Annotated in this window: 17 protein-coding genes and 1 pseudogene; 8 read left to right on the top strand and 10 right to left on the bottom strand. The window is 68.3% G+C overall.

What is annotated here, in order from left to right:
• Positions 1-71: 71 nt before the first annotated feature.
• The 5 genes and pseudogenes from nadC to ACZYX4_RS03795 all read right to left on the bottom strand — a co-directional run.
• A pseudogene (gene nadC / locus ACZYX4_RS03815) lies at positions 72-986 on the bottom strand (carboxylating nicotinate-nucleotide diphosphorylase); the annotation flags it as partial.
• Positions 983-2,851 (bottom strand): L-aspartate oxidase, encoded by a 1,869-nt coding sequence (locus ACZYX4_RS03810; protein WP_463873793.1) that lies wholly within the window; start codon positions 2,849-2,851, stop codon positions 983-985. The gene ACZYX4_RS03810 and the pseudogene nadC, both read right to left, overlap by 4 nt.
• A complete protein-coding gene (gene nadA, locus ACZYX4_RS03805) occupies positions 2,848-4,161 on the bottom strand; it encodes a quinolinate synthase NadA (RefSeq protein ID WP_463873791.1) in 1,314 nt (437 codons plus the stop codon). The genes ACZYX4_RS03810 and nadA overlap by 4 nt, the downstream gene beginning before the upstream one ends.
• On the bottom strand, positions 4,158-4,868 hold the full coding sequence (locus ACZYX4_RS03800; RefSeq protein ID WP_463873954.1) for an NUDIX hydrolase: 711 nt from the start codon (positions 4,866-4,868) through the stop codon (positions 4,158-4,160). The genes nadA and ACZYX4_RS03800 overlap by 4 nt, the downstream gene beginning before the upstream one ends.
• A 188-nt stretch (positions 4,869-5,056) precedes the next feature.
• Positions 5,057-5,530 (bottom strand): Lrp/AsnC family transcriptional regulator, encoded by a 474-nt coding sequence (locus ACZYX4_RS03795; RefSeq protein ID WP_463873788.1) that lies wholly within the window; start codon positions 5,528-5,530, stop codon positions 5,057-5,059.
• A gap of 177 nt (positions 5,531-5,707) precedes the next feature.
• On the opposite strand from ACZYX4_RS03795, the gene ACZYX4_RS03790 reads away from it, so the two are divergent.
• From ACZYX4_RS03790 to ACZYX4_RS03770, 5 genes are all read left to right on the top strand, one after another.
• Positions 5,708-7,090, top strand: coding sequence for an amino acid permease (locus tag ACZYX4_RS03790; RefSeq protein ID WP_463873786.1), 1,383 nt, complete (start codon positions 5,708-5,710; stop codon positions 7,088-7,090).
• A gap of 207 nt (positions 7,091-7,297) precedes the next feature.
• Entirely contained in the window at positions 7,298-8,353 is a 1,056-nt protein-coding gene (locus ACZYX4_RS03785) for a thiamine pyrophosphate-dependent enzyme (RefSeq protein WP_463873784.1), read from the top strand.
• Positions 8,346-9,401, top strand: a complete 1,056-nt coding sequence (locus tag ACZYX4_RS03780) for an alpha-ketoacid dehydrogenase subunit beta (RefSeq protein WP_463873781.1) — start codon at positions 8,346-8,348, stop codon at positions 9,399-9,401. The genes ACZYX4_RS03785 and ACZYX4_RS03780 overlap by 8 nt, the downstream gene beginning before the upstream one ends.
• Positions 9,394-9,723: a biotin/lipoyl-containing protein gene (locus tag ACZYX4_RS03775; RefSeq protein WP_463873779.1), complete on the top strand. Its 330-nt coding sequence runs from the start codon at positions 9,394-9,396 to the stop codon at positions 9,721-9,723. The genes ACZYX4_RS03780 and ACZYX4_RS03775 overlap by 8 nt, the downstream gene beginning before the upstream one ends.
• Positions 9,724-9,727: 4 nt before the next feature.
• Positions 9,728-10,555 (top strand): alpha/beta fold hydrolase, encoded by an 828-nt coding sequence (locus ACZYX4_RS03770; RefSeq protein WP_463873777.1) that lies wholly within the window; start codon positions 9,728-9,730, stop codon positions 10,553-10,555.
• Between the two features lie 37 nt (positions 10,556-10,592).
• Here the strand turns inward: ACZYX4_RS03770 and ACZYX4_RS03765 are convergent, their stop codons facing one another.
• Together ACZYX4_RS03765 and ACZYX4_RS03760 are read right to left on the bottom strand one after the other, a co-directional pair.
• Positions 10,593-11,108 carry a hypothetical protein gene (locus tag ACZYX4_RS03765; protein WP_463873774.1) on the bottom strand — a complete coding sequence of 172 codons (516 nt, stop codon included), beginning with the start codon at positions 11,106-11,108 and terminating at the stop codon, positions 10,593-10,595.
• Positions 11,105-12,424: a WXG100 family type VII secretion target gene (locus ACZYX4_RS03760; RefSeq protein WP_463873772.1), complete on the bottom strand. Its 1,320-nt coding sequence runs from the start codon at positions 12,422-12,424 to the stop codon at positions 11,105-11,107. Before ACZYX4_RS03760 ends, ACZYX4_RS03765 begins: the two co-directional genes overlap by 4 nt.
• Positions 12,425-12,615: 191 nt before the next feature.
• Between ACZYX4_RS03760 and ACZYX4_RS03755 the strand changes: the two genes are divergently transcribed.
• On the top strand, positions 12,616-13,236 hold the full coding sequence (locus ACZYX4_RS03755) for a hypothetical protein (protein ID WP_463873771.1): 621 nt from the start codon (positions 12,616-12,618) through the stop codon (positions 13,234-13,236).
• A 52-nt stretch (positions 13,237-13,288) separates the two neighbouring features.
• Here ACZYX4_RS03755 and ACZYX4_RS03750 read toward each other — a convergent pair whose 3' ends face one another.
• The 3 genes from ACZYX4_RS03750 to ACZYX4_RS03740 all read right to left on the bottom strand — a co-directional run bounded on the left by ACZYX4_RS03750 (position 13,289) and on the right by ACZYX4_RS03740 (position 16,918).
• Positions 13,289-14,644, bottom strand: a complete 1,356-nt coding sequence (locus tag ACZYX4_RS03750; RefSeq protein ID WP_463873769.1) for an MFS transporter — start codon at positions 14,642-14,644, stop codon at positions 13,289-13,291.
• Positions 14,645-14,839: 195 nt separating this feature from the next.
• Positions 14,840-16,294: a 4-hydroxyphenylacetate 3-monooxygenase, oxygenase component gene (gene hpaB, locus ACZYX4_RS03745; protein WP_463873768.1), complete on the bottom strand. Its 1,455-nt coding sequence runs from the start codon at positions 16,292-16,294 to the stop codon at positions 14,840-14,842.
• An 87-nt stretch (positions 16,295-16,381) separates the two neighbouring features.
• Positions 16,382-16,918 (bottom strand): flavin reductase family protein, encoded by a 537-nt coding sequence (locus ACZYX4_RS03740; RefSeq protein WP_463873766.1) that lies wholly within the window; start codon positions 16,916-16,918, stop codon positions 16,382-16,384.
• A gap of 169 nt (positions 16,919-17,087) precedes the next feature.
• Here ACZYX4_RS03740 and ACZYX4_RS03735 point away from each other — a divergent pair, with 169 nt between their 5' ends.
• Entirely contained in the window at positions 17,088-17,804 is a 717-nt protein-coding gene (locus ACZYX4_RS03735; protein ID WP_463873765.1) for an IclR family transcriptional regulator, read from the top strand.
• A 115-nt stretch (positions 17,805-17,919) separates the two neighbouring features.
• Positions 17,920-19,413: a 5-carboxymethyl-2-hydroxymuconate semialdehyde dehydrogenase gene (gene hpaE / locus ACZYX4_RS03730; protein ID WP_463873763.1), complete on the top strand. Its 1,494-nt coding sequence runs from the start codon at positions 17,920-17,922 to the stop codon at positions 19,411-19,413.
• The last annotated feature ends 102 nt before the right edge of the window (positions 19,414-19,515 follow it).

Genomic DNA, 19,515 nt, shown 5'->3' with positions numbered 1-19,515 from the left:
CCGAACCCCGGGTCAGTGCCGAACCCCGGGTCAGTGCCGAACCCCGGGTCAGTGCCGAACCCTGGGTCAGTGCCCGGCCCCAGCTCAATGTCCAGGCCCAGGTCCAGGGCGGCGACGCTGTGGGTGAGTCCGCCGATCGAGATGACGTCCACCCCGGTGCCGGCGATGCCCGCCACGGTGGCCAAATTGACGTTGCCGCTGGCCTCGACCCGGGCGCGGCCGGCCACCAGGGCCACCCCGGCTCCCAGTTCGGCCAGGCTGAAGTTGTCCAGCATGATGGTGTCCACCCCGGCGGCCAGCACCGGTCCGATCTGGTCCATGCTGTCCACCTCCACTTCGAAGTGCGTGGTGTGCCCGAGCCGGGCCTTGGCTTCCCGCAGCACCGCGGTGAGCTTTGACGGGTCTCCCCCGGTCAGGACGGCCAGATGGTTGTCCTTGGCCAGCACCGCGTCGGAGAGGCCAAAGCGGTGGTTGGCTCCGCCGCCGCAGCGGACGGCGTACCGCTCCAGCACCCGCAGGCCCGGCGTCGTCTTCCGGGTGTCGGTGATGCGCGCCCCGGTGCCGTCCACAAGGGCGACGAACTCGGCTGTCCTGGTGGCGATGGCGCTCATCCTCTGGACCAGGTTCAGGGCCACACGCTCGGCGAGCAGCACGGCCCGGGCGTTCGCGCTGACCCTCGCGAGCGCCGTGCCGGCGGCAAAGGCGGCACCGTCGGCCACCAGGAGTTCGACGGCGGCGTCCGGGTCTGTGAGCTTCATCGCCGCGGCGAACACTTCCCCGCCGCTGAGCACGCCGGGCACGCGGGCGGCCAGGACCGCCGTCGCACGCGCGTCCGCCGGGATGAGCGTCTGCGAAGTGATGTCACCGTACGGCGCATCCTCGTCCAGGGCCGCCCGCAGCACGGCGTCAACGGCGGCGGCGGGCAGGGTTCCGGCAAGCGCCGTCGCCGGGAGGGCGACCGGGCGGGCTGCGGCGGGAGCTGTCATGAGGAGATCCTTTGTTTCGGACGGGAGGCGGTGGCATGGCGGTGGCCGTGCGCGCCGGCCGGCGGGGTTGCGCGGGCGGGGGCCGCGGGCAGGGCAGGGCGGGCGGCAGCGGGCTCCGCGTCGACCGGGTTCGCGTCATCCGGGTTCGATTCATCCGGGGCTGCGTCGGCACGGTAGTGGGCGCCCACCGAACCGGTCCGCTTCCGCGCCGCTGCCACGAGCAGCTGGGCGGCCAGCAGCAGGTTCCGGTCCTCGTGCTCCCCCGGGTCCGCTGCGTCCGTCACGTCCTCGGGACGGACAACTGCGGCCCACGAAGCAAGCACTGACTCCGCCTCCCGCAGTTGCTCCCCACTGCGGAGGACTCCGGCGTCAGCAGTCATCAACCGCCGTAGAGCATCGCGCGAGAAAACCCCGCGCACGGGAGCAGACGTCACAACGTTCCCGGGCGCGCACGTTGAAGTTCCCTCCCCCCGTCCTAAGTCGCGCGACAGCGCTGCGGAAGCGTGCGTCAAGGGGAGGCCGCCCGCGGCCGAGGCAGCACGCGGAGCAGTGGTGTCGTGCGACGGGTCAGCGCCCAGGAACGCCTCCACCGCGCGGCGGCCGAAGACCAGAGCTTCCAGGAGTGAATTGCTCGCCAGCCGGTTGGCGCCCTGCGCGCCCGTGCACGCGACTTCACCGGCTGCGTACAGTCCCGGCACGGAGGTTCGCCCCCAGAGGTCGGTGGACACACCTCCCATCCAGTAGTGGGCCGCCGGGGATACCGGGAGCGTCTGGACGGTCCAGTCGTAGCCGGCGGCGCGGGTGGCCGCGGTGATGGTGGGGAAACGCCGGGACAGGAATCCGGGGCCGCGGGCGGCCTCGATTCCCCGGGCGTCCAGGAAGACGGGGCTGTCCGCCGGTGCGCCGGTCGCGGCGAGGTGCAGTGCGATGCTGCGGGAGACGACGTCGCGCGGGGCAAGCTCGGCGTCCGGGTGGTAGTCCGGCAGAAACCGGTAGCCGGCGGCGTCGAGCAGGACAGCACCCTCGCCGCGGACCGCCTCGGAAATGAGCAGCGCCGGCGGACCTCCGGGAATTTCGTCCGCCGCGAGCGTGGTGGGGTGGAACTGGAAGAATTCCAGGTCCCGGACGGCCGCCCCCGCCCGCCAGGCCAGGGCCAGGCCGTCGGCAGTGGCGACGGCCGGGTTGCTGGTCCGGGCGAAGAGCCGACCGGCACCGCCGGTGGCCAGGAGCACCGCGTCGGCGTCCAGTTCCCGGGGCTGTCCGTGGGCGAGGTAGGCGACGCCGGCGACCCGGACCGCGCCCGCCCGGCCCCGGCTCGGGTGTTCGGTGAGCAGGTCCGTGACGAAGGCGCCTGTCTCGACCCGCAACCGGGCAGGGACTGTTCGGTCCGGGACGGCGCGGTCCAGGACGGCGGCGGCGAGGGCGCGGGCGATGCGGGCCCCCGTCGCGTCCCCGCCGGCGTGCAGGATACGGGCGGCGGAGTGTGCCGCCTCGAGGCCGAGGGCCGGGCCTCCGCCGGGTCCGGCGTCGAAGTGCACGCCGTAGCGGCCCAGGCCGGCGATGTCCCGGACGGCCTCGGTGCACAGGACACGTACGGCCTCCGGGTCGTTGAGCCCGGCGCCGGCGGCGAGGGTGTCGGCGACGTGGGCCGCCACCGAATCTCCCGGCGCCGCCTCACCCGGCGTGAGCACGGCCGAGACGCCGCCCTGGGCGTAGAAGGTGTTGCTCTCCTCGAGGGTTCCCTTGCTCAGGAGCACCACCTCGCAGGCCGGCCCGCCGTCCCGGACCGCGTCGGCTGCAAGCAGCGCGGCGTACAGTCCGGCAATGCCGCTGCCCACCACCACCAAACGCGGCGGCCTGGTCACGGCCGCGCCGCCAGCATCCGCTCGAGGGCGACCCGTGCCGGGGCGGCGACGGCGTCCTCCACCGTGATCCGGTTGACCACTTCGCCCCGGACCAGCGCTTCCAGGACCCAGGCGAGGTAGCCGGGGTGGATGCGGTACATCGTGGAGCAGGGGCAGACCACCGGGTCCAGGCAGAAGATGGTGTGCTGCGGGTTCTCCGCGGCCAGCCGGTTGACGAGGTTAATCTCGGTGCCGACGGCGAAGGTGGTGGGCCCGGTCGCGGCGGCGATGGCCTTGCGGATGAAGTCCGTGGAGCCGGCGGAATCGGCGGCGTCCACCACTTCCATGGGGCACTCCGGGTGCACGATCACCTGGACGCCCGGGAACTCGGCGCGGGCCTTCTCGATCTGGCCCACGTTGAAGCGCTTGTGGACCGAGCAGAAGCCGTGCCAGAGGATGACCCGGGAGTCCTTGAGGGTCTGCCCGGCGTTGCCGCCGAGGTCCTTGCGCGGGTTCCACATCGGCATCTGCTCCAGCGGCACCCCCAGGGCCTTGGCCGTGTTGCGGCCCAGGTGCTGGTCCGGGAAGAACAGCACCCGCTGGCCGCGCTCGAACGCCCATTCCAGGACCGTGGCGGCGTTGGAGGAGGTGCAGACGATGCCGCCGTGCTCGCCGCAGAACCCCTTGAGGGCGGCGGAGGAGTTCATGTAGGTGACCGGGATGACCGGGACCCGGCCCCCGGCGTCGGGCTCGGTGCCGAACAGTTCCTCGAGCTGCTCCCAGCACTCGGTCACGGAGTCGATGTCCGCCATGTCCGCCATCGAACAGCCTGCGGCGAGGTTGGGCAGGATTACGGCCTGGTCCGGCCTGGACAGGATGTCCGCGGTCTCGGCCATGAAGTGCACGCCGCAGAAGATGATGGCCTCGGCATCCGGGCGGGTCAGCGCGGCGTTGGCCAGCTGGAAGGAGTCACCCACGAAGTCGGCGTACTCCACTATCTCGTCACGCTGGTAGAAGTGGGCCAGCACCACGGCGCGGTCCCCGAGCGCCGCCTTGGCGGCCCGGATCCGGGCGTCGAGTTCGGCGTCGCTCGCGAGCGTGTACTCCTGGGGAAGCCGGCCCTGCCGGGGGGTCGACGCCGGGGCGGCATCCCCGGCGGAGGCGCCGGGTCCGTAGGCGGGCACGCCGGCAAGGGCCTCGGCGAGGTCGTAGTCCCAGGGCCCGCGGGCGAGCGCCGGGCTGCAGGTGGAGGCCGCTGCTGCAATGCCCTTGGCGCTGCGGATGGCCTGTTCGCGCGTGATCAGCTGGATGGCCGTGTTGACGCTGCTCATGGTGTGCTCCTGTTGTCTGGGTCAAGGCCCGGGCGGCCGGTGAAGCGGTAGAGGCGGGGCGGGCGGTGTTTGCCGCCCTGCAGGTACTGGTCGGTTTCTTCGATTTCGGGTGTGGCCTTGACCTGCCGGCGGAAGTTTGCCGGGTCCAGCTCGCAGTCCAGGACGGCCTCGTAGACTTCCCGGACCTGGGCCAGGGTGAAGTACTCCCCTAGCAGGTGGTACGCGATGGAGCCGTAGGCCATCTTGTTGCGCAGCCGCCAGAGCGCGTAGTCGATGATCGCGTTGTGGTCGAAGGCCAGCTCGCCCAGCCGGTCCGCTCGGAACCACCGGACGTTTTCGGACTCGTCCGCGAGCGCGGCCTCGGTGGGCTGCACCAGCGCCCAGTACACAATCGAGACGACGCGCTGGGTGGGCGAGCGGTGCAGGCCGCCAAAGGCGTAGAGCTGTTCGAGGTAGCTGGGCGCCAGGCCGGTGGTCTCCTGCAGATTCCGCGAGGCGGCATCCTGCAGGGAATCGGAGTGGGTCAGCGGCCCCCCGGGCAGGGCCCACATTCCCTTGAACGGTTCGCGGATCCGGCGCACCAGCGGGATCCAGAGGGTGGGGCGTCCGGAACGCTCACTGGGGCGGAGGGCAAAAATCACCGTGGAGATGGCCAGCGTCGGCGGCGCGAGCTGGCGCTCGGAGACGTTGGCAGCTGTCGTGTAGATGGCAGACTCACCCCGCGATCCTCGGCTCCGGGCGGCCCCCTGGGACTGCACGGACGGTCCGGCCCGACCGCCGGAGTAGTTATAGTCAACTTGACTAGAACTAATTCTACGACGCCGGCCGCCGGGCGCAAAATGTTGTTTCAGCCCGCCGCGCTGGTCCGGTGCGTCGGGCAGCCGCGCGGGCCCGCTTACCGTGGCCCGGCGGCGGCTTCCAGGAGCGGCAGGGTGCGGTCCTGGAAGTGGGTGTTCAGGACAATCACCGAGGACGCGCGAAGCACCGTCCGGGTGGCGATCATGGCATCCAGAACGCGCTGCAGGTCCGGGTTGGAGCGGGCCGCGATGCGGGCCATCAGATCCGAACTGCCGGAGACAGTGTGGATTTCGATCAGTTCCGGAATCGCCGCGAGGGCCTCGACCACCGCGTCGTGCCCCAGGTCCTGGTTGATCGTCAGGGAGCAGAAGGCGACGACGGGAAACCCGAAGCGGGCCGGGTCCGGCTGCGGCACCCACGAGCCGATGACGCCGCTGTCCTGCATCCGGTCCAGCCGTGACTGCACGGTGGCGCGGGCCACCCTGAGCACGCGGGAGGCCTCCAGCACCGAGGCCCGGGGTGAATCGGTGAAGAATCGGACAATCTTCGCGTCCAGGGCATCAACATCCATCAAATATTCCTCCCACTGAGGCAATCGCCTCACAAAAAGGCGTGGAAACTTCGTTATGGACCAACAATCTGTCACCATGTTCTCACGGCCGGCGCTCGAAGACCCCGCTTCGTAGCGGTAAATTCAATAGGTCCCATAAGGACCAAAAGATCAAAAACCACACGAAGGTTCGCCAGCATGACAATGAAGTCCACCGCGGAGCGCCCCGGCCTGAAACTCGGGCACAGCATGAAGCCACGCCAACTCACCATGATGGGCCTCGGCAGCGCCATCGGCGCCGGCCTGTTCCTTGGCTCGGGGGCCGGAGTCCAGGCCGCCGGGCCCGCCGTCCTCATTTCCTACGTCGTCGCCGGCACCCTGATCATCCTCGTGATGTGGGCCCTGGGCGAGATGGCCGCGGCCAACCCCAACAGCGGCGCGTTTTCCGTCTACGCCGCCAAGGCCATGGGCCGGACCGCCGGAGCCACGGTGGGCTGGCTCTGGTGGCTGCAGCTGGTGGTGGTGATCGCCGCCGAGGCCCTCGGTGCCGCCGCCCTGCTGTTCACGGTCTGGCCGGTCATTCCCGTCTGGGCCCTGTCACTGATCTTTATGGTCGTGTTCACGGCGATCAACCTCGCCGGGGTGAAAAACTTCGGCGAGTTCGAGTTCTGGTTCGCCATCCTCAAGGTGGCAGCCATCCTGCTGTTCCTGGGCATCGGCACCGCCCTGCTGCTGGGCTGGCTGCCGGACGTCGAGTCCCCGGGTCTGTCCAACTTCACCGCCGACTTCGCCCCGGCCGGCCTGGGCGGCATCGCCACCGCGCTCTTCGTGGTCATCTTCGCGTTCGGCGGCACGGAGATTGTCAGTGTGGCCGCCGCCGAAACTGAGAACCCCCAGCACAGCGTGGCCCTGGCGATCCGCACCGTCGTGTGGCGGATCCTGGTCTTCTACATCGGCTCGGTGTTCGTCATCGCCGCGGTCCTTCCCTACACTTCGGAAGCCCTGGCCTCGCCGTTCGCCGGCGTCCTGGACGTCGCGCGCATTCCCGGCGCCGGCGCCGCCATTACCCTGGTGGCCGTCGTCGCGCTGCTCTCGGCCCTGAATGCGAACCTTTACGGCGCGTCCCGGATGGTCTTCTCGCTGTCCGAACGCGGCGAGGCCCCCCGCTTCCTGTCCAGGATCAACAAGGCGCGGGTACCGATGCTCGCCGTCGGCGTTTCCGTGGCGTTCGGCTTCCTGGCCGCCGTGATGGAGCTGCTCTTCCCGGAGAAGATCCTTCCGGCGCTGTTCCAGCTGGTCGGCTCGACCTGCCTGATGGTCTGGGGATCCGCGCTGGTGTCCCAGCTGATCCTCCGCCGCCGCGCCGACCGCGACGGCACCGTCCTGCCGCTGCGGATGAAGGGCTTCCCGGGACTGACGATCTTCGGACTGGTGCTCCTGGCCCTGATCTTCGCCGTGGGCTTCAGCAGCCCGGACAGCAGCAAACAGCTTCTCAGCACCCTGGTCCTGGTCGCCGGCATTGCCGCGGCCTGCTGGATCGGCGCCCGGCTCACCCGCAACCGCGCGGACCTGCCCCAGTAACCCGCCCCTGCGCCAGTACCCCGCGGCAGGGGACGTTGTGGACGCTCAAAACGGTCCCTGCCGCTGGCCAGCCGGGCGTGAGGCACGCGCCCTCGAAGTGTACAAATTGCCGCGTGTTGACGCCTCCGGACCGGCACTCTTGTGCAGTCTGGTCAGTGATCTAGCGGCTGATTGCACAGCGCCACGCGGGTGACTAGGGTCACAGCCATGGACACACTTCCCGTGGCTTCCGGCGACGCCGCCGAACCGCTCTCTCCCGCCCAGCTCCGCGAGCTTTATTCGCTGATGGTGGCGGTCCGGCACCTCGACACCTCGGCCATCGCCTGGCAGCGCCAGGGCATCATCCCCGGCTACGCGCCCGAGCTCGGCCAGGAGGCGGCCCAGGTGGGCAGCGGCTACGCCGTGGACACCACCCGGGACTTTGTCTTCCCCACCTACCGCGAAATGGGGGTGGCCCGCACCATGGGCGTGGACATGGTGGCCTACATGTCCACCCACAAGGCCACCTGGCACGGCGGCCTCTACGACCCGATGGAGTCCCGGCTCGCCCCGATCCAGGCCGTGGTGGCCGGCTCGGTGCTGCATGCCGTCGGCTGGGCCCACGGCCAGACGCTGGCCGCCGACGCTGCACACGCCGAGGGCGAGCTCGGCGTCGCACTCACCTACTTCGGCGACGGCGCATCCTCCCAGGGCGATGTCCACGAGGCCCTGAACTTCGCCGCCGTCATGAAGGCCCCCGTGGTGTTCTTCGTCCAGAACAACGGCTGGGCGATCTCGGTTCCCACCGAACGCCAGGTGGCCGGCGGCTCCGTCGCCGCCCGCGCCGCCGGTTACGGCATGCCGGCCCTGCAGATCGACGGCGACGACGTCGTCGCCGTCGTCGAGGCCACCCGCCGCGCCTTCGCGCACGCCCGGGCCGGGAACGGCCCCGTGCTCATCGAGGCCATGACCTACCGCCGCGGCCCGCACTCGACCTCGGATGATCCGGGACGCTACCGCTCGCTCGATGAGGAGCGCGACGGCGCCGGCACCGACCCGCTGGAGCGCTTCCGGCAGCGGTTGCTCGCCGGCGGCATCGCCGACGAGGCCTTCTTCGCCGCGGCCCTCGCCGCAGCCAAGGCCGAGGAGGAACAGATCCGCGCCGGCATCCAGGCGCTCGGCTCCCGCCCCGGCACCGAAATGTTTGACCTGGTCTTCCAGGAAACCACCCCTGCCCTGCAGGCCCAGGCCGCCAACTGGCGCGAGGAGTCCGAACATGTCTAACTCGATTCTCGAAGGCGCACCTTTGTCAGGCAAGAGCGCTGCAAGCCCCGCAGCCCCCACCGTGATGTCCATGCAGCAGGCCCTCAACCGGGCGCTCGACGAGGTGCTCGCGGAGAATCCGAAGACCCTGATCTTCGGGGAGGACTGCGGCCGGCTCGGCGGTGTATTCCGGATCACCGACGGCCTGCAGGCCAAGCACGGCGAACAGCGGGTGTTCGACACGCCGCTGGCCGAATCCGGCATCCTCGGCATGTCGGTGGGCCTGGCGATGGCCGGCTTCCACCCCATCCCGGAGGTCCAGTTCGACGGCTTCGCCTACCCGGCCATCAATCAGATCGTCTGCCAGATCGCCCGGATGAACTACCGCAGCCGCGGCACCATGCCGATGCCCATCACGCTGCGGGTTCCCAGCTTCGGCGGCATCCGCGCCCCCGAACACCACGGCGAAAGCCTCGAGGCGCTCTTCGCGCACGTGCCCGGGCTCAAGGTGGTCTCGCCGTCGAACCCGCACGAGGCGTACCACCTGCTCAAGTACGCCGCGACGCGGCCGGATCCGGTGATCTTCATGGAGCCGAAGTCGCGCTACTGGCAAAAGGGCGAGGTGGACGTCGCCAGCCACGATGCATCCGGAGGCTCCCCCACCGGCGCGAAGGTTCTGCGCGAAGGCCGGCACCTGACCCTCGTCGCCTGGGGCGCCATGGTGGCCCGCTGCCTCCAGGTGGCCGAACTCGCCGCCGAGGACGGGATCGACATCGAGGTCCTTGACCTGCGCTGGCTCAAGCCGATCGACGCCGCCGCCCTGGCCGCCTCCGTGGGCAAGACGCGCCGCGCCGTCGTCGTCCACGAAGCGCCGCTCACCTCCGGGCTGGGCGCCGAGGTGGCCCAGCTGATCACCCGGAGCTGCTTCGACACGCTCAGGGCCCCGGTGGAGCGGGTCACCGGCTTCGATGTCCCGTACCCCTCCGGAGACCTGGAAGACGAATACATCCCGAACATTGACCGGATCCTCTTCGGGATCCAGCGAGTATTGGAGTACAAACGTGGCTGAAATTTCCTTCCCGCTCCCGGACCTCGGCGAGGGCCTGATCGAGGCAACCGTGCTGGAATGGCTTGTGGCCCCGGGCGACCAGGTGGAGCGCAACCAGCCCCTCGTCGAGGTGGAAACCACCAAGTCAGCTGTTGAATTGCCCAGTCCGCAGGCGGGTAAGGTGGTGCGTATCCACGGCGGGCCCGGTGACAACATCACTGTCGGCGAGCCCCTGATTGTGTTTGAGGTGCCGGACAACACCGCCGGCATCGTGGGCACGGTCCCGAAGGAAGAGGCACCGAAGCGCCGGGTCCGCCTGAGCGCCGTACTTGATGAGGACTGACACCATGAGCGGCAGACACACCGGCGAACAGCATTCCCATACCGTCGAGGGCACCGACCCCCAGCTGTACGTCGGGGTGCACGAGCCCGGGTCCGACGCCGGGCTCCGCCCGGTGCTGCTGCTGCACGGTTTCTCCTCCTCCTCCAAGCTCAACTGGGAGGACACCGGCTGGCTCGCGGCGCTGCTGGAGGCCGGCCGCCGCGTCATCACGGTGGATCTGCCCGGCCACGGACGCAGCGGCGCCCCCGAGGACATGGACTCCTATACGCCCAGCAGGATCCGCGCGGATCTGCTGCAGATCGCGTCCGACGCCGGCGTCCGCCCCCTGCGCGATGGCGACCCGTCCAGCGGGCTGGACCTGATCGGCTACTCGCTCGGCTCCCGGCTCGCCTGGGAGTTCGGCGCCACCCAGCACGAGATGGTGCACCGGCTGGTCCTGGGCGGACCCAACGCCTCCGATCCGCTGGCCGACTTCGACCTCGTTGCCGCTCAGCGCTACCTGGCCGACGGCACCCCGATCGCCGACGCGTCCACCGCCGGGCTGCTGAAGTTGGCCCAGATGCTGCCGAGCAACAACATCTTCTCGCTGCTCTCCCTCGTGGAAGCCGTCAAGAGCGAGCCGTTCGACCCTGCCGAGGCCGTGCCGCAAGTGCCGATGCTGCTGGTGGCCGGGGAGAAGGACGCCCGCGCCGCGTCAATGCCGGAACTCGCAGCGCTGGGCGCCAGGGCGGGCGCCATGGTCGAGCAACTGGTCCTGCCGGGCCGGAACCACACCAACGCCATCACCAGCCGCGCGTTCAAGCAGGGGGCCATCAGCTTCCTGGGCGTCTGATCTCCCGCTGCCTCCAACGGGGACCTGGGTCCGGGGTCTAGTAGTCGACGCCGGGCTCGGGCTTACCTTCCATCTGGAAGCATGCGGAGGAGGACAAAACGTGGAGCGCGTGCCGCTCCGGGTTGAACTCGATCGAGTGCCGGTAGCCTTCCTCACTCACGATCACCAGTTCCGGGTCGCCGTTGACGCTCGTCTTGTCCCTGACGGTCCAGCCGCTCTTGGCCGACCATTCGGCCTTGATCTGCTCCAGCAGGGCCGGGCCGTCGGCGTCCGCACTGAGGACAACATTCATCGTCCCCGGCCAGTAGTAGCCGCCGGTCTCGCATTCAAAGAGGGCGCGGGACGTGGCGGTCTGTCTCGTCGTCGACACGGCTGCCGGCGGGACCACCGACAGCAGTTCGTCCTGCTGGCTGCGGGTGGACTGTTTCGCGGTGTCAAGATCCATGTTGGGGCTCCGGGTTTCGGTGGCGGGTGCACAGGCTGCCAGTGCGGCGGCGAGGCACGTGAGGGCTACGGCTGCAGAGAGCCGGGTGAGCAATGTGGCAGCGTTCATCGGCTGCTCCCAAAGATGACGTAAGCAATGTCCTCGCGGGCCGCACGGTTCTTCGCATCCTGTGCGCTGGCGATCAGGGTGTGGTTGTCTTTTTTGGCCATCAGGTCCGTCGTGATCTTCACCGGGCCCACCTGAAAGTTCCTGGCGGGGTCATCGTAGATATGCTTCGTAAACGCCGGATCCTCCAGGGGATAGTTGCCGCCCACCAGGCCCAGCCGCTGCGCGGTGGCCAGCGCGTCAAAGTCATAGGCGAAATGGTGGTACTCGGTCTCCGGATCGGCCTCCCAGCCCTCCGGCATCCAGGCACCGGAAAGGGAGACCTGTTTGTCGTAATGTGTCCCGTACATTTCAGACGACGCTACCGCAGCTTCACCCCAGCTGTGGGACACCGCCACCGTTTGGGCGCCGGTCGGGTTCTGCACCGCGAGACCTTCTTCGAAATCCGCAAGCTTCCGGCCGGCCTGCTCCCCGAAGCTCTTGTCCGCTGACTGCACGAACGTCTGGTCCTGCGGGAACTCACTGTTCTTGTAGACAAAGGCCGCCGTGCTTCCCTCCGGATCCGACTGCTGCAGAAACGCTGCCATTCTCTGGGCATCTCCGGCGTAAAATCCGTCCGCTGAGGCAAAAGTGCCCGGAACATAGGTCAGAACAGTCGTGGTGTTTGAGTCGTAGTCGCCGATCATCTCAACGAGATTACCCTTCGCGGGATCGTAGGCCACGACGCTGATGCTCCCGTCCACCGTGCGCTTCAGGTACTTGGCTTCCTCCGTCGAGCCTTTTCCGTCGTGCTCCAGCATGGCCAGGCGGGTTTCGGCGGCCACGCGGTTCGCTTCGATCCTGGCCGCGACAGGAAGCCCGTCGGTGTTGCCGGCTGCAAAGGGATGGAGCCGGGCAAACTCCGCCTGCTGGTCTGCTCCGAGGCCGTCCCACCACTCGTGGATTTGCCGGGGGGACATCGCCCCCAGCGCGTCCGGTGTGGCGAGCCCTGCCGTCGGGGCGGCAACACCGAGGGAAGAGGACGGACCGCCGGCGGCTCCGCTGGCACCTTCCTGCTGGTCAGCGTTGGCCGTCAGCTCCCGCTGCATCTTCTCCAGGAGCTGGACGGCCAGGATCATGGAACGCGAGTGGCTGGTCTCCCAGTCCGTTCTGAACGCTCTGGCATCATTCCCCTGCCAGTGCCCCGACGCGGCCAGCTCCGATGCCAGGCGGCGGTGAAGGCCGCTGAGCGTCAGGGCGCTGCTTCCAGCCTGCGACGCCAGAATGCGAAGCTGGGCCACATCCGCGCCATAAAAAGTTCCGGCCACTGATTCCCCCATGTCATTGCCCCGTCGGCGGTTGGGCCGGTCTGGCTCGCCCTGAGACATGCTACAGGCGTTATTCCATTCGCTGGATGGGTAGAACTTCCCGCCGGAAGGACGCCGGCGCTTCCCTCGTGCAGCTGCCCCGCCGGACGTAGGCTGGCCGCAGCAGAACGGGCCGGAACCGCCGGAAGAGGGTCTCCATGGGCATGCGCTTTACCGACCGCGGGCAGGCAGGCTCCTGGCCGCCGCCCTCCCCCAGTTCCGCGAACGCCCGGACACCGTGGTGCTGGGCCTCTCCCGCGGCGGTGTCCCGGTGGCCGCCGCAGCGCTCCGGCTGGACTGGGACGTGTTTCCGGTCCGGAAGCTGGATTCCCGGGCATGGGGAAACGGCCTTCGGTGCGCTGGCCGCGGTCGACGGCCGGGTGGTGCGGGTCCTGAACCGGCCTTTTGTGGACGAGCTGCTCAAGCCGGGGATCCCACAGTCGGCCCTCGATGAGGTGGTGGGGATCGAGCAGGCGGAACTGGAGCGCCGGGCAGGAGCGTATCCGGGGCCGCGGCTGCCGCTGGCAGGCAGAACCGTGATCGTTGCCGACGACGGGATGGCCACCGGGGCGAGCATGCGGGCTGCCGCCGACGCCGTCGTCAGCCTGTTCATCCCGGGCAGTTCCGCGCCGTGGGCAGCTATTACCGCACCTTCCGGCAGGTGCGGGACGGCGACGTCGTCCGGCACCTGCCGGGTGCCCGGCCCGCCTGAACAGCAACGCGGGGTCAGATACGGCCCATGCGGAGCCGCTTTATGGGCGCGTAGTGACCCCGCGTTGGATTAACGACAAGAGGGGCACAGACCTTGCGGCCCGTACCCCTCTGGTTTGGCTGTTGCTAGTGCCTTGCCGCTTCATCCTTTGCGCCGTGGCTGACGCCGAGCGGGCGGCCCCTGGTTTCCCCGGCCAGCAGGACGCCGACTGCGGAGATGACACAGAGGATCATGATGTAGATGCCGATGGAACCGGTCCACCCGGTGCCCTGCAGCAGGGCCTCCGCGATGGTGGCCGCGAACGCACCGCCCAGGATGGCACCGAAGGCGTAGCCGATCGAGATGCCCGAGTAGCGCACGTTCGCCGGGAACATCTCGGCGTACATTGCGGACATCGGGCCGTAGGACAGGCCCAGGCCGATGGTCAGGACGAACAGCGCGACGCCGTAGAGGACGATGTTCTTGGTGTCGATCAGGGCGAACATCGGGATCATCCAGGCGAAGACGATGCTGTAGCCGATCAGGAAGGTCTTGACTCGGCCGATCTTGTCCGAGAGCCAGCCGCCGACCAGGGTGAAGATCAGCCAGCCGAAGGACGCCAGCGTGGTGGCCAGCAGGATCTGCGCGACGGGCATCTTCAGGGACTTGGTGGCGTAGGAGATGAAGAACGCGATCAGCAGGTAGCCGGCAGCGTTGTTGCCGATGAAGATCATCGTCGAGTAGAGGACGGCCTTCTTGTGCTTGCGGATGAGCTCTCCGAGCGGGGCCTTGCTCTCTTCCTTGCGGTCCTGCATCTCCTTGAAGACCGGGCTCTCGGCCACGGCGCGGCGGATCAGGTAGCCGACGACGATCAGCACGATGGAGAGCAGGAACGGCACACGCCAGCCCCAGGAGGCGAAGTCTTCCTTGGACATGCTGGTGTTCAGGAAGTACAGCAGGCCCGTGGCGAGGATCATACCGACCGGAACGCCGATCTGCGGGTACGCGCCGAACAGTCCGCGCTTGCTCTTGGGAGCGTGCTCGACAGCCATCAGGGCGGCGCCGCCCCATTCGCCGCCGGCGGAGAAGCCCTGGATGATGCGGAGCAGGATCAGCAGGACGGGAGCCCAGACGCCGATTTGGGCGTAAGTCGGCAGCATGCCGATCAGCGCCGTGGCGGCACCCATCATGATGAGAGTGAAGACCAGCATGGCCTTGCGGCCGAGTTGGTCACCCAGGTGGCCGGCGACGATGGCGCCGAGCGGGCGGAACAGGAAGCTGATGCCGATGAGGGCAAAGGACAGGATCTGTGCCAGGCCCGGGTTGGAAGCGTTCAGCGGCGCCAGGAACAGCGGGGACAGCAGCGTTGCCGTCAGCTGGGCGAAGATGAAGAAGTCGTACCACTCGATGGTGGTCCCGACCAGGGTGCCCGCGAGGACTTTGCGTTCCTCATGCTTGCTGCTGGGGCCCGCCTCGGAATCGACACTTGAAGTTGCGGTCATTGGAACTCCGTTGCTGGGGGCAGAGGTACTGCCCGGGGTGGGTGCGATGCGACTAACTGAATGCCTCTTGCATTTACTGATCGAACGGTCAGTTGGTATTCAGAATACTACTATAAATTGTGTGATAGGACACACCTCTCGGGGAAATAAGCTTTGCCGCCCCCGAAAAATGACGGAAATTTACCTCGCCGGCGGTCAGTCGGTGCGGTTCAGGAACCCCCTGACTCTGGCCCGGACGGGCCCGCGGTCGTAGCCATTCACCATGGCGCCGGCCATCCGGACCGGATCTCCGAAGAAGAAGTATTCGTAGAGCGACTGCCGGCCGGAGAAGCCGGAGACCGAGGCGTCGAAGGCCAGTTTGAACAGCCGGACGCGCTCCGGTCCGGTCAGCGCCTTGCCCTGCAGGTACATCTCGATGTCGGCCCGGGCGTCGCTGTTGACGTCCGCTTCGCCGGGGAGCGCCATCAGCCCGGAAGCGCAGAACTTGCGGATGATCTGCGGGAAACGCTGGGCGACCTTCGGGTACCAGTTGCGCGCAGCATTCAGTGTGGACCACTTCGGCAGCATGACGCCGGCGGCGTTGAGCTCCGCATCCGCCTCGGAGGCCCGGACCAGCGCCCAGCCGATTTCGACGTCGATGATCAGTTCGGCGATGTCCTCCTGGATGTGCTGGAAACCGTCGATGCCGATCGAGTCGGCGAGTTCGGAGGCCAGGCCCAGGAAGAACTCGCTTTTGGCGATGGTGCGGGTGACCACCTGGTGGGTCATGAGGGCCCCGGCGCCGGTTTCGGAGTAGAAGCCGTTGCACAGCTGCGGGTTGCCGAGCATGAAGATGCGCTCGGTGGGAACGAAGACATGGTCGAAGACCGCGACGGCGTCCATTTCCTCATAGCGGGACGCGAGCGGCTCGTCGTGGGTGCTGCCGCCGTTGTACAGCGAGGTGCGGCACAGGTAGCGCAGGCCCGGCGCGTCGTTGGGGATGGCGAAGGCGTAGGAGTACGGGGCGTCCTCCGGCGTGCCGCGGAGCACCGTGGAGGGGAAGACGAGCAGCTCGTCCGCGATCGGGGCGATGGTGGCCAGCATCCGGGCGCCGTGGATGACGATGCCGTCCCCGCGCTCCTCGACAATCCGGGCCGCCAACTGGCCGCCGAGCTGCTCGGAGCCGGAGACGGAGCGGTTGACCTGCGGCGCGATCACCGTGTGCGTGGCGAGGACATCGTTTTCCCGTGCCCACTCGTAGTAGTTGCGGATGTTCTCACCGAACGCGGGACCGGCCTGGGAAAACCACTTCCCGGCGGTGCTGAGTGCGGTGAGCGAGGAGTTCATGTAGTCCCCGGAACGGCCCAGGAAGCCATTGGAGGACTCGGCCCAGGTCGAAATGGCACGGCGGCGGCGCTCAAGGTCCTCAACGGTCTTCGGCACCAGGAAGGAGGCGTTGACGAGGCCGCCACTGGTGGGCGAGGTGTACGTCAGCGCATCCTGGTGTTTCGGGTCATGCTGCATGTCGAAGAGCCTCGCGTAGGAGCGCGCCACGTTGCGGAACGCGGGGTGTCCGGCGATCTTTTCGCTGACAACCTCACCGTCGATCACCACGTGGGGAGTCATGGCATTGAGTTTGTCCAGGTACTGCTGTCCGGTACGGATACCCATTGCTGTTTGTCCAGTCGTCGTTGAGCTGAATCGAAGAGGCCGAGGGGTCGTGGGGGCGGGCCGCTGTAGGGCCGGGCGCCACGGGCGTCAGAGCAGGTCTTCCATGCCCAGCTGGCTCTCCGGGATGGTGGTGAACGTACTGTTCGCGTAGGCCAGGGCATCGCCGTTGCGGTAGTTGAAGTCCACGACCTCACCGAGGTAGAGCGTGTGGTCGCCGCCGTCGTACGCCGCCCAGGGCTTGCACTCAAAGTAGGCCAGCACATGGGAGAGCCGCGGAGCCGTATCGCCCTCCACCCAGAGCGGCTCCGGTCCGGGACTGCCGGCAAAGTGCATCGCGAGGTGCCGCTGCTCCGCACCCAGGACGTTGACCGCGAAGGACCGGCCGGCGAGCTCGTCGTGGGCCTTCGCGGTGCGGGCGATGCTGACGAGCACCAGCGGCGGCTCCATGGACACGGAGGTGAAGGAATTCACGGTGATGCCGTGGCGTTTCGTGGCGCCGTCAAAGGTCACAATCGCCACCCCGGTGGCGTACCGGCCCAGGCTGCCGCGGAAGTGGTGGGTCCGCGCGCCGGACGTGCGGTCCGGGACAACCGGGACGGGCTCGGTGCGGGGCTTGGCAATCATCTGTGATTCCTTGCGTTGCGTGATGGCCGCATGGAGGTGCGCTTCGTCGATGAAAGTTCTATAATCGAACGGGTAGTTCCCATATAGAACGCTAACGCACCTTGGGGCGGAGCACAAGGGCCGAACGGCGCAGCCGGGCTTCGCCGCCGACCGCATCTAGGATGGACAAATGACCCCGACCGCCGGCAGCGCCCAGGCTTCACCGTCCCAGACGTTGTCGCGCGGCATCCGCGCCCTCGAAATCCTGGCCGACGCCCAGCACCCGCTCACCATCGCCGAACTGGCCGACGCCATGGGAGTGCACCGCTCCGTGGCCTACCGCATCCTGCGCACCCTTGAAGACCACTCCTTGCTGGTGCGCGACGACGGCGGCCGGGTCCAGCCCGGCCCCGGCCTTGCTGTTCTGGCCCGGGGGGTGTCGCGGAACCTGCAGACGGCGGCACTGCCGGAGCTCACCCAGCTCGCCAATGCGCTGATGATGAGCGCCTTCGTTGCCGTCTGGGACCAGGCGGAATGCGTCACGCTAGTCACCGTGGATCCGCGCCATACCGGTGCCACCGTCGTCCAGCATCCAGGCTCCCGGCATCCGATCAGCGCCGGCGCCCCCGGCATCGCGATCCAGTCGGCGTTGTCTGACGAGGAATGGGCCGCCGCAGCCCCAGGCATCCCGTACCGGGCCGAAGCGGCCGAGGCGCGCCGCCGGGGTTATGCCGCCAGCCATGACGAGGTCATCTCCGGCGTCTCCTCGCTGGCCGTACCGATCCGGGTTCCGGGCGGGCGTCCGGCGGCTCTCGCCGTTGTGTATATCCGCGCCGCGCAGGACCCCGAGGAGGTCGCCGCGGCCCTGGCCGCCAGCGCCCGTCGCATCGAGAGCCAGCTGGGCTGACAGCCGGCGGGCACTCCACTGCGGCCGAGGAAGCTCCTGCCGGGAATGCTTGACAAGTCGCCCCGTCTCGGGCAGTTTGTATCGTATACGATTTCATACTCAATGAGGAGATGTGATGGCTGAGCACTACATTCCGGACGACCTTCCGACGCGTATCCAGCACTACATCGACGGCGAGTTCGTCGACTCGGTCAGCGGCAGGACCTTCGACGTGCTGGACCCGGTGTCCAACACCACCTACGCCACCGCCGCCGCCGGCCAGAAAGAGGACATCGACCTCGCCGTCGCGGCCGCCCGCAAGGCCTTCACCACCGGGCCGTGGCCGGGGATGAAGCCGCGCGAACGCGCCCGGATCCTGAACAGGATCGCCGACGCCGTCGAGGCCCAGGAGTCACGCCTCGCCGAGCTGGAGACCTTCGACACCGGCCTGCCGATCACCCAGGCCAGGGGCCAGGCCCTGCGCGCGGCGGAGAACTTCCGCTTCTTCGCGGACCTCATTGTCGCCCAGTTCGACGACGCCATGAAGGTCCCCGGCGCCCAGATCAACTACGTGAACCGCAAGCCGATCGGGGTCGCCGGCCTCATCACACCCTGGAACACCCCGTTCATGCTCGAGTCCTGGAAGCTGGCCCCCGCCCTGGCGACCGGCAACACCGTGGTCCTCAAACCCGCCGAATTCACCCCGCTCTCCGCCTCGCTCTGGGCACAGATCTTCAAGGACGCCGGCCTGCCCGACGGGGTGTTCAACCTCGTCAACGGCCTCGGCGAGGAAGCCGGCGACGCCCTGGTCAAGCACCCGGACGTCCCGCTGATCTCCTTCACCGGCGAAACCACCACCGGGCAGACCATCTTCCGCAACGCCGCGGAGAACCTCAAGGCCCTGTCCATGGAACTCGGCGGCAAGAGCCCGTGCGTGGTGTTCGCCGACGCCGACCTCGACGCCGCGATCGACTCGGCCCTGTTCGGGGTCTTCTCCCTCAACGGCGAACGCTGCACCGCCGGGTCCCGGATCCTGGTGGAGCGCGCCGTGTACGAGGAATTCTGCGACAAATACGCCGCCCGCGCCAAGAACATCGTGGTCGGTGACCCGCACGACCCCACAACCGAGGTCGGCGCCCTGGTCCACCCCGAGCACTACGCCAAGGTGGCCTCCTACGTGGAGATCGGCAAGTCCGAGGGCCGGCTGCTCGCCGGCGGCGGCCGCCCGGAGCACCTCCCCGAGGGCAACTACATCGCGCCCACCGTGTTCGCCGACGTCGCCCCGGACGCCCGGATCTTCCAGGAGGAGATCTTCGGACCCGTCGTCGCGATCACCCCGTTCGATTCCGACGCCGAAGCCCTCGCCCTGGCGAACAACACCAAGTACGGCCTGGCCGCCTACATCTGGACCCAGAACCTCACCCGGGCGCACAACTTCGCCCAAAGCGTCGAGGCCGGCATGGTCTGGCTCAACAGCCACAACGTCCGGGACCTGCGCACCCCGTTCGGCGGGGTCAAGTCCTCCGGCCTCGGCCACGAGGGCGGCTACCGCTCCATCGACTTCTACACCGACCAGCAGGCCGTCCACATCACCCTCGGCACCGTCCACACCCCGAAATTCGGTGCCTAGCCGACGCAGCCGCGCATCGGCGATTCCGTCCGGTTGGCCCCCGTTGCCCTATCACTTACAGTCCTTCTCAGGCGGTCAAAGCAACCACAAGTGACAGGGCAT

Source organism: Pseudarthrobacter leeuwenhoeki (assembly GCF_055412885.1).
The sequence above is the reverse complement of the archived record's forward strand: the minus strand, read 5'-3'. Positions and strand labels throughout refer to the sequence as shown.